Raw genomic sequence first — 13377 nt, forward strand, 5'->3', positions numbered from 1 at the left:
CCGTGAAAAAATTTTCAGCCTCCAAACAGCCTTGAGCCGAAAATGCCGCTGACCTCTGACTGTAAAGATCACTGTCTCTTTTCTCAGAGGCTGTTCACGCATGACCGCCAGTAATCAGGGTACCCACACCCTGATCGGTCAGAAGTTCCAGTAGCAGGGCATGGGGAACTCTTCCATCAATGATATGAGCCCGGTTTACCCCATTACTGACTGCACTCAGGGCACACTGGATTTTTGGTAGCATACCGCCATAAATCGTGCCATCAGCAATCAGCTTCTCAACTTGCACGGAATCCAGTCCGGTCAACAATTCACCGTCTTTACTGAGTAGCCCCGGAGTGTTAGTCAGCAGTAACAGCTTTTCCGCATTCAGAGCTTCTGCAAGATGACCCGCTACCAGATCGGCATTGATATTATAAGACAGACCCGAATCATCACCACCGATAGGTGCAACTACAGGAATGAAGTCCGAGTTCTGTAGCATCTCAACAATACCGGTATCGATGGACTCCACTTCACCCACATGGCCAATATCTATGATTTCCGGTGCAGACATTTCCGGTGTCTTATGAGTCACTTGCAGACGACGTGCCCGGATGAAGCGACCATCCTTACCGGTGACACCCACTGCACGACCACCGTTGTTATTTATCAGCGTGACTATTTCCTTGTTGACCAAACCACCGAGCACCATCTGGACAACATCCATGGTACTGGAGTCTGTCACCCTCATTCCCTGCACGAAGCGGGTTTCCAGATTCAGGCGTTTCAGCATGGACCCGATCTGAGGGCCGCCCCCATGAACAACAACAGGATTGATGCCCACAGCTTTCAGCATGACGACACCCTGGGCGAAGGCATTTTTAAGCTCTTCACTCTCCATAGCATTGCCACCGTACTTGATGACTATGGTTTTACCTGCAAAACGCTGTAAATAAGGCAGAGCCTCTGTGAGCACCCGGGCCCGATCATGCAATGGCAGTTGGGTTGCTTTATCCATCAATACTCCTCACAAAACACAATCAGCCGAAAAAATACCAGAGCAAAAGTTCGACTCTTTATGACACTTTCGGCTCAGGCACTGGCTCGCATTGCCGATACTGATTTATCGAGTTCCAGAATGACCAAAGCCACCGACACCGCGATCAGTTTCATCAAAGCTGTCAACAATATCCAGTTTGGCCTGAACCACCGGCACCAGCACCAGCTGAGCAATGCGCTCACCGGGCTCGATGGTGAAAGTCGAACGACTCCGGTTCCAACAGGAAACCATCAGCTGCCCCTGATAATCAGAGTCAATCAAGCCCACCAGATTACCCAGGACAATACCGTGCTTATGTCCCAGCCCGGAACGAGGCAGGATCATGGCAGCCAGAGCAGCGTCTTCAATATGAATGGCCATACCGGTAGGCAGCAGCTCGGTCTGCCCCGGCTCCAGTGTTAACGGCTTTTCCAGCATAGCTCTGAGATCAATCCCTGCAGAGCCATCCGTTGCATAGGCTGGCAAAGGGAATTCAGAACCCAGTCGTGTATCAAGAATTCGGGTTTTCAGTGCTTTCATTGGTCACCTGACGTGTTTTTGTATTCTCTTTCCCATTTGCCAAAACGACGCGCGACAATTTTCAGAATCTTTCTGGACAGAACGGTCTTGGAAGCTCTTGGTATGGGCTCTTCAAAATCTTCACCCAGAATAGTCACTTCATTATTGTCACTACTGAAACCTATTTCATCATCTGACACGTCGTTGGCAACAATCAGGTTCAGTTTCTTGCGACGCAGTTTGTCTATTGCATAACCCAGAACATTTCGGGTTTCTGCCGCAAACCCGATAACGAAAGGAGGTTCTTCCAGATCGGCCACCGATGCAACGATATCCGGATTCTTGACTAACCTGATCTCCAGCGTTTCAGAAGGATCGTCAGGGTTCTTCTTGATCTTGTCTTTCTCGATTTCAACTGGACGATAATCACAGACCGCTGCACAGCCAATAAAGATATCAACCCCTTCGATGTTATCCAGAACAACCTGTTGCATATCTCTGGCACTGATGACATCAATGCGCTCAACCCGGTCGGGTGTTTCCAGGGCAACCGGGCCACTGACCAGTTTGACCGATGCACCGGCTTCCACGGCCGCGACCGCCAGAGAGTATGCCATTTTTCCAGAGCTGTAGTTGGAAATAAACCGCACCGGGTCCAGAGCTTCCCGGGTAGGTCCGGCGGTAATCAGAACATTCAGGCCACTCAATACATCATGTTGAAACATTTCAGCGGTATGCCGGGCAATCAGTTCAGGGTCCAGCATTCGGCCCGGACCAATATCACCACAGGCCTGACTGCCATCGTCAGGCCCGAAGATGCTAACGCTGCGCTCTTTTAACAGTTCTATATTCTGCTGTGTGCTCTGGTCACGCCACATGCCCTGATTCATGGCAGGGGCCAGACAAATAGGAGCGCTGGTCGCCAGACAGAGTGTGGTCAACAGGTCATCGGCCTGACCGCTTGTGAGTCGGGCAATGAAGTCGGCTGTGGCCGGAGCCACCAGCACCACGTCAGCCCAGCGGGCCAGTTCAATATGGCCCATTCCGGCTTCAGCTCTGGCATCCAGCAGATCCAGGTGGACCGGATTGAGGGAAAGGGCCTGAAGCGTCAGAGGCGTGATGAATTCACAGGCAGCTTTGGTCATGACCACCCGGACATCCGCATCCCATTTGCGAAGCATGCGAATCAGCTCGGCACTCTTATAGGCAGCAATGCCACCTGTTACACCGAGCAAGATCCGTTTATTTCTTAAACGTTGCATAGTAGGCCTATGTTCGATAAATAAAGGGGATTTCTCAATTCCTTTAAACCTTTGGGTCTATTTTCGGGCTATTTTAATTTATAAGGCAGGCATTAGATAGATGACCTTGATCAGTCATTGTCTGCCAGATTCTTCTGGACTCATCTTTAGACTTTGAAGGCGTCCATTTTGCGTAAACTTCATTGATCATTTTTGTGTTCTTGTGGCCAAGCTGAGTCGCCAGCGGTAGCTTTCAAGCCTGTTTGAAGTAGGCATGCTTTTTTACCGGAAGTGACTCCCTGGTTATCGAACTATGCGATCAAGCTGACCATCTTCCCTCTGTCGCCTAACGACGACCAGGTAGACAGCACCAGTCAGTTTCTCAAGTGGGCCCATGAGAACCATGACCCGCTTATGCTTTGCTGCCAGTGGAAAAAAACGTTTGGGAGCTGAAGCTCTGGGCGACAACAGAATCAATTCCAGAACATTAAAGGTATGCCCTATCCGAAGTAGCATAAGATTCAGCATTTATGAAACTTGATCTGGACGAACATGACACTGGCCACTATAAGTAGTGCACAAATCTGAAAGTAGCACTTAATAATTTCAGAGACTGTGAAGTAGATGCATTCCTTAAGAAATTTTTTAATGCTTGTTCTCTTGATTCAAATCAAAATGGTGTAGCTCTTTATGCGCTTGTTTATTTTTTTAGTTTTCAACTTAAGTTTGACAATCAGCACAGGATACGCTGACGTATGTCCAATTTGTCTGCATGAAATTAACAGTAGTCAGCAAAGTACCAGCCTTTGCTGCGGACATGATTTTCATAAGGATTGTATAGATACATTACGATCAACTCATCAGGATCTATTATGCCCGGTTTGTAGGCGGCGAGCACGAGTACATCATGGTGCAAGTTCAGCAGATCATAAAACTTGTATTGAGCAAGAACCTCTGTCACAGGCACTTACCAGACCAGAGTCTCAGGCATCAATGATTGTTGCACTACAAAGGGGTCCGGCAAGTCCAAAATTTTTAGTTTTTGCAGCTCCATTCGTAAAATCACAAGAACATTACCCAGCAAGAGACGATATCAGCAGAGTATTATACCAAAAATTATCTACTTTGTTTTTTCAGCGTTTATCTGAGTTAAGCGAAGACGATCATTCGAAATTTGAAAAAGGTCTTGAAGAGCTCACGGATTTTCTAAATGAGCCAACAGAGACTCAGATAGAGCCAAAGACGGAAACACAATAACAGCTGGTTTTATTGAGAGTATGCTGCCTGATTAAGTCGAGCCGTCAAAGGTGGTGTCGGGTGAGCGTCAGCGAGTCCCAGACAATGCTGTTATTATGTTGCATTCGCACTGAGTTAAAAGCGATGTGCATAGAGACGTACACTGGCAGAGTGTTACTGGAATTCTTAGATAAACATATAAATGGGAACCCGTTTTTTTACATGAAATTGGGCAGGATGAAGGATGAGCCCAGATCTTTTTGGGGACAGAAATTTAATAACCCTGCTCACTTGCACGGAAGACTGACCAGACTCGATTCAGCAGCACCGAAGACATCTGCTGGAATTTTTTGTTATGCATTCTTTCAATACTGTTTTCTTGACTAACAAATCATAGAAACTTATTCCACATAAGAAGCTCTAAGTATTTATATGGAAATTACTATGGATAGTTTGATTATGAAAAGTTTGTTTTTTTTGTTCATCACTTTTATTACGATGAACTCTGCATTAGCCCAAAATGATATGGTTTTAGTTATTACTGATACTAGTTATGCATCTTCACTTGAAAAAGAGCTAGAGGTTTACAAAAATGACCTTGAATCAGAAGGTTGGAATGTTAATTTTCTTTTTAAAGATAAAAGATATTATTCATATAGCGAATTCCATAAAGAATTAGTCTTACAACATTCAATGCAAAAAATGAAAGGTGTAGTCTTAATTGGCAATTTCCCATATGAAGATGATCATTTAATCAGTTGTAGTGAGTGCACTTTTGCTAATTCATTTTTTTTCTCGATAAAACCAGATTTTTGGGTGAGCCGTATCGATCCTAGCCTGGTAACAAATCTAGATAACGTAGCGCTGCTTAAGAATTACTTTAAGCGGAACCATGAATATCGAAAAAGCAACTATTATTGGAATAACCATATCAATGTAATATCATCAATTGAGTCTTACCTTGATACACTTGATTACTATGCACATGCTTTATATTCCTTGGGAAGTTATTTACCCAATGTTGTTTATAGTACGGATGATTTTTGGAAAGCTGTGAATGCATCTAACGCAACCATAACTGAAATTAACGTTCATGGTAATAGGGATTTAATTTCTGTAAATAATCAGCATATTAAAGCTCTAGATATCCTTTACAATTCCCATTCAAAAAGCAGCTTTATTGATCTTTATTCTTGCCACGGCGGATTTCCAGATAAGAACAATATTGCATCTGCATTTCTTTTTTCCCCATATAGTAGAGTGTTGGCTGTTTCAGCAAGGTCTCATCTTGCAAGCGCAATTAGTCAAGTACATGCACATTATGTGAACTCAATGAATATGGTCATAGGTGAAAGTTTCATAAAAAATTATTCTTGGGCAAACCATGCTCTTCCGTACTACAACGGTAGAATTTTATTAGGTGACGGAACTTTAAAGCTGGAAAAATAATTATTTTATGGCGCTGAATGCATAACCGCAGAACTGACCGGCAGCGGCTGTCCCCGTCAAGTGGGATCTTGCGGGCGAGTGAGCCAATGACCACAAAGCCCTCTGGTTTCAGAGATACGGTAACGGAAATGGCTCGTTCCCATACTTTTAGGCCCTGTGGGTCCAAGTGTGGGAACGAGATAAGCTTACATCTGCAAAGGCTTTCCGATATTCATAGAAACTCCCAGAGCCTTAAACACAGCCAAAAGGGTTTTTAGATTTGGATTACCTTCTTCACTTAGCTAACGATAGAGGCTATCACGGGATAAATCAGGGAATTTTTCGGATTTTATTGTGTCTGAAATAACACCAACTTAACAGTCGATACTTCTGACCTTATGACTCATCAACCTCAGGACACAGCCATTAAAGCACTTCCGGTAGAGGAACGCCCCAGGGAAAAGTTGATCTCCCGGGGGCCTGCCGTATTGAGTGATGCCGAGCTACTGGCCATTCTGCTACGTACCGGCTACAAAGGCACTCATGTGCTGACTCTTGCTAACCAGCTGATTCAGCGCTTTCAGTCGTTAGATGGTTTGCTTTGTGCAACACCTGCGCAATTACAAGCTTTAAAAGGACTTGGGAAAGCGAAGGCGACTGAACTCAGTGCCATTCTCGAAATCTGCCAGAGAGTACTCTCAGAAAAAATGTCTGAGCAGAGCACGATCAACTGCCCGGATGCCACCCGTCAATACCTTCAGCTCCATTTCAGGGGCTGTCAGAGAGAAGAGTTTGCCTGCCTGTTTCTGGACACCCGTCACCGGGTTCTGGCTTTGGAAACCCTCTTTCAGGGCACACTCGATGCAGCGCCTGTCTACCCCAGAGAGGTGGTAAAAAGAGCCCTTGAACTCAACGCGGCGGCGGTTATAGCCAGCCACAATCACCCATCAGGTGATCCGCAGCCCAGCCAGGCTGATATAAGAATTACCGAAGCCCTCAAGAAAGCACTGGCCCTGGTGGATATCAGGCTACTGGACCACATTATTATTGGCAAAGGTGTGTCGGCTTCTCTGGCCGAGCAAGGCCTTATGTGAATCTGGCAAGCGATGGGTATAATGATGGGTATAATGCTGAAGAGATCCAATAGACTTCCTGCAACACAGATACGTGATAATCAGATACCCTGACACCGCAAATATCGATTTTTACCACTACAGATTCTGTTCAAATCTGTGGATAATTCAGACCGCGCCCCTTGAAGAACTGACTCTTTCAGTTTTTCAGGAGCCAGTAAGGAGAAGGCTTTCGAGCCAACAGGCGGAAAACGCCTATAGCGCCCAACTTGCACCAAAGCCTTGACTTTGGTATAAAGCGCGGTCTTTGTATATGGGTAGCTGCTGAGAGTTCTGACTCTTAACATTGGGCAGACCTGCCCGAAAAAGAATAACGGAATCCTCCGGCCTCATGGCTGGGTTTTTTTGGTTTGAGAGGCCACTACTATGTCCAAAGTTTGTCAGGTTACCGGCAAGCGCCCGGTTACCGGAAACAACGTTTCCCACGCGCACAACAAGACCAAGCGTCGTTTCGTGCCAAACCTGCACCACAAGCGTTTCTGGGTAGAGAGCGAGAAGCGTTTCGTTCGCCTGCGTATATCCGCTAAAGGCATGCGCATCATCGACAAGAAAGGTATCGACACCGTTCTGTCCGAAATGCGTGCTAACGGTCAAAAAGTTTAAGATAGCGGGAGCAATAAGTCATGGCTAAAGGTATTCGTGAAAAAATCAAGCTGGTTTCATCAGCTGGCACAGGTCACTACTACACCACGACCAAAAACAAGCGTAACACTCCAGACAAGCTGGTGTTCAAAAAGTACGACCCTGTTGTACGCAAGCACGTTGAATATAAAGAGTACAAGATCAAGTAAGATCCTGAGCTCTTTCCGGCCCGATGCTCTGTCGGGCCCATTTTTCCTCCACAGCTTCTTCTTACGTTCAAATACATTACGATTTAATATAACCTGCAACTACTCTGTAACCGAGTTGTCTATTTTGGACCAGTTTGGTCAAACCTCAATCCACCATACATTCCAAACGTTCCAATACTTACTATCTGGAGTAGTGTCAAAAGAAAAAGACAAGAAAGCCTTTCTCCCAGCAGATCAAGCAAACGGTAGCTTTATGATAAAAGAAATCCGAGTAGAAGACTGGAAAAGCTTCGAAAGCTCGACCCTTTACATAGACCCTCTCACAGTTCTCATCGGCACCAATGCCAGTGGTAAGTCCAATGTACTGGACGCCTTACTATTTCTGAACCTCAGTGCATCAAGTGTGCCTTTGAATGTTATTCTTCAGGGAGACAGTAATTTCCCGGGATTGCGTGGCAGCGTAGACTGGGTATGTCGTTCGGGTACAAAACAGTTTGCCTTGGAAGTAAAAGCCTCTGGAAGCAATGAACTCATTGATTATATTTACAGGCTCGAAGTCAATATTGAGGGCTTACCACAAATTGCCTCAGAAAGCTTGAGACGAGTGAAGTACAGACCACGAGCCCAAGCCATCTCCTCAGATATATTTTTATTCAGAACTGATGATTGCGGACTTGATGCACCTGCTATTACAGCCCGTCTCTACAACAGAAAACAAGGTAAACCCAGACCCTCGACACGACAATCCACTATTTTGAGTCAGCTACACCCGGAAGCATTCTCTCAAAATCTGAGTAAAGATATTACCGATGGGGTTGAAGCCGTTATCGGGGCACTAACAAGTATTTTTATTCTTGACCCTATCCCATCTCACATGAGGAATTATGCCCCCTTGTCAAAAGATCTGGATAGCGATGCAGCCAACATGGCCGGAATCATTGCGGCTCTTGATGTGCAACAAAAACAGCACATTGAAGAGACATTGACGAAGCATGTCAGTTTATTGCCAGAAAAGGACATTGGTCGGATATACTCTGAAACTGTTGGCCGTTTCAAATCCGATGCCATGTTATATTGTGATGAGTTCTGGGGCGACAAGAAGGTTTCCGTTGATGCCAGAGGTATGTCAGATGGTACATTGAGGTTTTTGGCCATACTGGTTGCCTTACTCACCCGCCCCGAGCACAGCCTTCTGGTAGTAGAAGAAATTGATAATGGTCTTCATCCTTCAAGATCCAATGTCCTTTTGAGCGTTTTGAGGTCTATTGGGGAACAACGTCATATCGATATCCTGGTGACCACACACAATCCAGCACTATTGGATAGACGCCTTTTATCACGATAAGTCATCGTGATAGTGAGACAGGGCACAGTCGTCTGACTCTTCTGGAAAATTTATCGAAGCTCCCCAAACTGCTTGCTATAGGTCCTGTTGGCACTCTTTCAAGCCAGGGAAAGCTTGATGTCTTTGCTGGTTCGTTACCTGTCCTGATGTCAGAGAGCACTGCCCCGACGGCGGTGCTAACCGCCATATCAACTCAATGTACTTCGGTAATCGAGCCAAACCGGGAATAGCGCCCGCAACGGGGACACTTAAGTTCGTCAGACTCTTGGCCGATAACGGCCTTATGGATCTTGAAACCTTTGCCAGCCTCTTCTCAGGCTCACCGTTCAAACCCTTGTTACGACATCGTAATGCCGTGTTGAATGCACTTTTGCACCTCAACCGAGAACTTCAAGGTTTTGTGTATGAAAACACGCCGATCCCTTCCAGCAAGCCCTGGATCAAAGAACTCCCACATCAGCTTAAAGCCATGGAGCAAGAGGTGCTGTCCCGGTTGCAAAAACCATCGCTGACGGCTCAACCCAGGGAAGTAATCGCAGATACACTGCAGGCACAGAGCCAGCTCGCCCATCAGATCTTTCGACTTTCAGAACGACTAAGCTACCGCCCCCTTCGATTGCCAGCCGAAATGATTATTCCGCTGAATAACCTGACCGGGCACTTTGGTAAGACGGCGAATCAATTAAAGCAGGCCGCCATCAAATCAAATGAACTCAGCAAGGGCGGATTCAGAAAGCAGCACAACAAATCTCAAGGTTGCTACAGGAAAAGTCTGGCCTGTGATGTCGATGAGCTCAGAAAGGCCTGTCACGAAATTCGTGAACAAACCTGTCTGACGGAAAGCGAAATAGATCCTGTGGATGTCGCCCTGCTGTTTCTGATTCTGGACGACATCAGTGATCTGTCTTTATGGATGCGTTCTCTGATAACTCATCTGCAAGCCTGATAAAACCCACTGGCAGATACTATTACCATCATCAACAACTACTCACTTTCAATAACACATTCAATCCGCTTTTTACCGGTACGATCCAGATAGTCCTGAAAATCTTTGGGCAGGCGCCCTGTTGTTGAACCGAACCAACGCACCGTGTCTCCGGAGTTTGTCTGAAACTCAAAGTTATGTTTGGAGACGTTTCTCTTACGCTTGCCTTCCTTGCCTACCTCTTGCAAAAGATTCAGATCAGACATCGAAAGACCTTTGGCCTCCATGACTTTCTTGATCTCTTCTACGCTCTGAAGCTTTTGTTTTCTTTTTATATCAGCGGCTTCTTTTTCCTGATTTTTTTCTTCCAGCACCTCATTCAACCGGTTAATGATGCGCTCCATCTCATCCATACCCATATCCTTGAAGAGAGAACGGATTCTGGTTTTACTACCCAGACGATGCAGAAGTTCATCAAATATATTCATCATCAGACCTCAGTGTATCAAACAAATGCCGTCAGCTTGTGAAGGCACCATTCAGCGTTCACCATAAAACGTGATAAGTCGTTTAATTCTAGGGCGACCCCGACTCATTCGCCAACGATTAGTATCTCTCAGGCTATACACACAGCCACAATACTCCTGTTGATAGAAATGCTCATCTTTGGAAATTTCAATCATTCTTGAAGCGCCACCCTGTTTGCGCCAATTAACAGTCCAGTACGTCAGGTCCGGATACCGACCGGCAGCTTCAACGCCGCAGCGATTGATTTGCTCAAGGTTCTTCCAGCGAGAAATACCCAATGTACTGGAGATGAGATTAAACCCATGTTCAAAAGCATACAACGCTGTTCTCTCAAAACGCATCGAAAAGCATATTGAACATCTTTCTCCACGCTCCGGCTCGTCCTCGTAACCCTTGACACGATCAAACCAGTTTTCAGTATCATAGTCGGCATCAATAAAGTTGATGTCATTTTTTTCACAGTAACGCTTGTTCTCTTTTTTCCTTAACTCATATTCTTCCAGAGGATGAATGTTAGGATTATAAAAATATACCGTCTGCTCAAAACCAGAGGCTTTAATGGCACTAATGATTTCGCAGGCGCAAGGTGCACAACAAGAATGCAATAAAATTCTCCTTGAGCCGTTGGGAGACTTCAGGACAGGCCTTTGATAGTTATCTACAGAGTAAGGTGAATTCATAATGTGGATACCTGAATCCAGTCGTAATCATCAGTTAAATAGCAAACGCGTCAATTGAGAAATGCTTTTTTCTTATATCCATGAGTTAAGATGAGTTCAACGCAGAAAACCTCCAGACATCTTAGCTAACGTCAAGATACCAAACCATAGACAACTACCAAAGGCTTCGTGTCTATGGCCAATGTATTCTGTAATGTCGATGATTTCTGCCTGAGTTTTGCAACCGGGCAGCATAAGCAACTCGTCTGCGACGCCAATAGAGCAAAAGTGATATATCAAAACTGTCGCTCACTGAAATAATGACCATCATCATCTATTTCCATCAGGGTGCCTTTCGGGAGTTCAGGCATTACCAACAGGTTTGTCATTTATTGATTCAAGGCCAATCATCGATCGAAGACCTGCAGCAGGCCTTGTTGAGGAGTCCAATAAAAGACATTTTTATTCAAATGGCCTGAACAGGAGAATGGATACCCATGCACAACGTGGGGGCCAGAACCACGGATCAAAAGAGGCGGGATATACCCTCACGCAGGGGTTCATCTTCCACCCTAAGTTCGGTGATTTTCACATCTACAACATCATCCTGTTCATTATCAGAGACGGTCATCACATAGTCGCCATCAGCGCTGAAGCTGGCTGACAAGACTTGACCGTGATGGGAAATGATCGCTTTTACTAACCAGGTTCCATCGGGCATCTGACCACAGATTTTCGCCGTGCCGTCATCACTGGCAGTCACCACATGTCGACCATCAGTGCTGAAGGTCGCTGAATAGACCCTGCTCTTATGAGAAACGGTCAATTTCTCCTGCCATGTTCCGTCGTCCTTCAAGCCATAGATTTTCGCCGTGCCATCACCACTGGCAGTCGCCACATGCCGACCATCAGCGCTGAAGGTCGCTGAATAGACCCTGCTCTTATGAGAAATGGTCATTTTCTCCTGCCATGCTCCATCGTCCTTCAGGCCATAGATCTTCGCCATACCATCATAACCGGCAGTCAACACATGGCCGCTATCAGTGCTGATGATAAGTGATAGAATCGAGTGAACATGGGAAATGGTGCCTTTTTCTTCCCATAACCCATCGTCATTCTGACTAGAGATTTTCGCAAAATTATCGACAGCAGTGACCAGGTGGCGGCTATCGGGGCTGAAGCTGGCTAACTTGTCTGACCTCCTGTGGCGGATGCTGGCTTTTGGTTGCCATGATCCGTCAATCTCCAGGCCATGGACTTTCACATTTTGATCTTTACTGGCAGTCACCACAAGGCGGCTATCGGCGCTGAAGCTGGCCGAACTGATTGAATAATTGTGCCGAATGATGGCTTTTGGTTGCCATGAGCCATCGTCCTCCAGGCCGGAGATTTGCGCTGTCTGATTACGATCGCCACCGATGGTCACCATATGGCGACCCTGGGCGCTAAAGGTCGCTGAATGAAAGAAATTCTGATTGGGAATCATGGTTTTTTTTACCCATGTACCATCGGCTTCCAGACCGCTGACTATCGCCATGCCATCTTGACTGTTGGTTACCAAATAGCAACCATCAGGACTGAAGGCGGCTGAATGGACAGCGTCCTCATGAACAGTAATGACTTCTCGTTCCCATGAACCATCGGCCTTTTGACCATAGATTTGCGCTCTGCCGTCGTAATCGAAAATAACCACACGGCGGCCATCGGCGCTCAAGCTGGCATCAAATGATGTATCCTCCTGATTAATGACGACTTTTGGTTTCCATGATCCATCGGCCTCCAGGCCAAAGATTCTCGCCGTGCCATCCTGACTGGCAGTCACCGCGTGGCTGGCATCAGCGGTGAAACTGGCCGAGTTGACGCGGCTATCATGTGAAATAGTGGCTTTTGTAGCTAATTTGAAGGTTCTAGTTTGAGACTTTCGTTCGGTATTAGTGAAATGAAGCAGAGGAGGTAAATGAGGATCGCTCCGGTGTTGTATCAGTGATTCGATTAAATCTTTATCGTTTATAAACCGCTCCATCCAACAACGGAGCTGATCGTCATCTTTTGAAGTGATGATTGTGTTAAGTAGAAGCTGGTGTGATGAAGGAAAACTGCGATACCATGCCTTTGCCAGCGCATTATCTTCTTGAATGACTTCTCGAAAGTAGCTAGATACCTGTTTTAAACGGGCAATATCTCTAAGCCTCAAACAGCCAATAATTTTCAAATGCTTGTCGACGGACAAATCGAGTAGTGAAGGCTTACTCTCGTCAGATACACTGATATTTCTGCCCTCACTGACACCCGTTGGAGCTTGCGCCAATATAGACTGATAGAGTTCTGGTGGAGGTGAACCACTGGTGGTGCCGTTATTTTCTAGTCCATTCATGTTCGGAATCCTCAAAGTCAGTATTTATTCTTGATGAGAAATAAAACTCAAAATTAATGTGGTAACGTAGAGTCGGTTTAAGGATGAAAGTTCATAACATCTTGTTAAGAACAACTAACAAAAATGCCGCCATGCATTTTCAGTGTTTTCTCCACAACAAATGACAAACAGAACGGA

The 13377-nt window shown here is 45.8% G+C and carries 14 protein-coding genes; 7 read left to right on the plus strand and 7 right to left on the minus strand.

Annotation, left to right across the window (positions count from 1 at the left end):
• Positions 1 to 94: 94 nt before the first annotated feature.
• The 4 genes from argB to ACOMG9_RS23830 all read right to left on the minus strand — a co-directional run bounded on the left by argB (position 95) and on the right by ACOMG9_RS23830 (position 3297).
• Complete coding sequence (gene argB, locus ACOMG9_RS23815) at positions 95 to 1000, minus strand: acetylglutamate kinase (RefSeq protein WP_448215187.1); 906 nt, start codon at positions 998 to 1000, stop codon at positions 95 to 97.
• 105 nt (positions 1001 to 1105) lie between these two features.
• Positions 1106 to 1561, minus strand: coding sequence for a dUTP diphosphatase (dut, locus tag ACOMG9_RS23820; RefSeq protein WP_317144117.1), 456 nt, complete (start codon positions 1559 to 1561; stop codon positions 1106 to 1108).
• Positions 1558 to 2802: a bifunctional phosphopantothenoylcysteine decarboxylase/phosphopantothenate--cysteine ligase CoaBC gene (coaBC, locus tag ACOMG9_RS23825; RefSeq protein WP_448215186.1), complete on the minus strand. Its 1245-nt coding sequence runs from the start codon at positions 2800 to 2802 to the stop codon at positions 1558 to 1560. The genes dut and coaBC overlap by 4 nt, the downstream gene beginning before the upstream one ends.
• Positions 2803 to 3084: 282 nt before the next feature.
• Positions 3085 to 3297 carry a hypothetical protein gene (locus tag ACOMG9_RS23830; protein WP_448215185.1) on the minus strand — a complete coding sequence of 71 codons (213 nt, stop codon included), beginning with the start codon at positions 3295 to 3297 and terminating at the stop codon, positions 3085 to 3087.
• A 174-nt stretch (positions 3298 to 3471) separates the two neighbouring features.
• On the opposite strand from ACOMG9_RS23830, the gene ACOMG9_RS23835 reads away from it, so the two are divergent.
• From ACOMG9_RS23835 to ACOMG9_RS23865, 7 genes are all read left to right on the plus strand, one after another.
• Entirely contained in the window at positions 3472 to 4038 is a 567-nt protein-coding gene (locus ACOMG9_RS23835; protein WP_448215184.1) for an RING finger protein, read from the plus strand.
• A gap of 423 nt (positions 4039 to 4461) precedes the next feature.
• Positions 4462 to 5466, plus strand: a complete 1005-nt coding sequence (locus tag ACOMG9_RS23840; protein WP_448215183.1) for a hypothetical protein — start codon at positions 4462 to 4464, stop codon at positions 5464 to 5466.
• Between the two features lie 377 nt (positions 5467 to 5843).
• Positions 5844 to 6539, plus strand: a complete 696-nt coding sequence (radC, locus tag ACOMG9_RS23845; protein WP_422136194.1) for a RadC family protein — start codon at positions 5844 to 5846, stop codon at positions 6537 to 6539.
• Positions 6540 to 6944: 405 nt separating this feature from the next.
• Positions 6945 to 7181, plus strand: coding sequence for a 50S ribosomal protein L28 (rpmB, locus tag ACOMG9_RS23850; RefSeq protein ID WP_422136193.1), 237 nt, complete (start codon positions 6945 to 6947; stop codon positions 7179 to 7181).
• A 20-nt stretch (positions 7182 to 7201) separates the two neighbouring features.
• The gene (gene rpmG, locus ACOMG9_RS23855) at positions 7202 to 7369 is read left to right on the plus strand and encodes a 50S ribosomal protein L33 (protein ID WP_034834535.1); all 168 of its coding nucleotides are present in this window, start codon (positions 7202 to 7204) and stop codon (positions 7367 to 7369) included.
• Between the two features lie 193 nt (positions 7370 to 7562).
• The gene (locus tag ACOMG9_RS23860; protein WP_494529533.1) at positions 7563 to 8714 is read left to right on the plus strand and encodes an AAA family ATPase; all 1152 of its coding nucleotides are present in this window, start codon (positions 7563 to 7565) and stop codon (positions 8712 to 8714) included.
• 283 nt (positions 8715 to 8997) lie between these two features.
• Positions 8998 to 9660, plus strand: coding sequence for a hypothetical protein (locus ACOMG9_RS23865; protein WP_494529534.1), 663 nt, complete (start codon positions 8998 to 9000; stop codon positions 9658 to 9660).
• A gap of 38 nt (positions 9661 to 9698) precedes the next feature.
• Here ACOMG9_RS23865 and ACOMG9_RS23870 read toward each other — a convergent pair whose 3' ends face one another.
• The 3 genes from ACOMG9_RS23870 to ACOMG9_RS23880 form a co-directional block, all read right to left on the minus strand.
• Positions 9699 to 10130 carry an H-NS family histone-like protein gene (locus tag ACOMG9_RS23870; RefSeq protein ID WP_448215180.1) on the minus strand — a complete coding sequence of 144 codons (432 nt, stop codon included), beginning with the start codon at positions 10128 to 10130 and terminating at the stop codon, positions 9699 to 9701.
• A 48-nt stretch (positions 10131 to 10178) separates the two neighbouring features.
• Positions 10179 to 10847 (minus strand): epoxyqueuosine reductase QueH, encoded by a 669-nt coding sequence (locus ACOMG9_RS23875; RefSeq protein WP_448215179.1) that lies wholly within the window; start codon positions 10845 to 10847, stop codon positions 10179 to 10181.
• Positions 10848 to 11352: 505 nt separating this feature from the next.
• Positions 11353 to 13200 (minus strand): WD40 repeat domain-containing protein, encoded by a 1848-nt coding sequence (locus tag ACOMG9_RS23880; protein WP_494529535.1) that lies wholly within the window; start codon positions 13198 to 13200, stop codon positions 11353 to 11355.
• Positions 13201 to 13377 lie beyond the last annotated feature (177 nt).

The organism is Endozoicomonas sp. PH6C, from assembly GCF_059322965.1.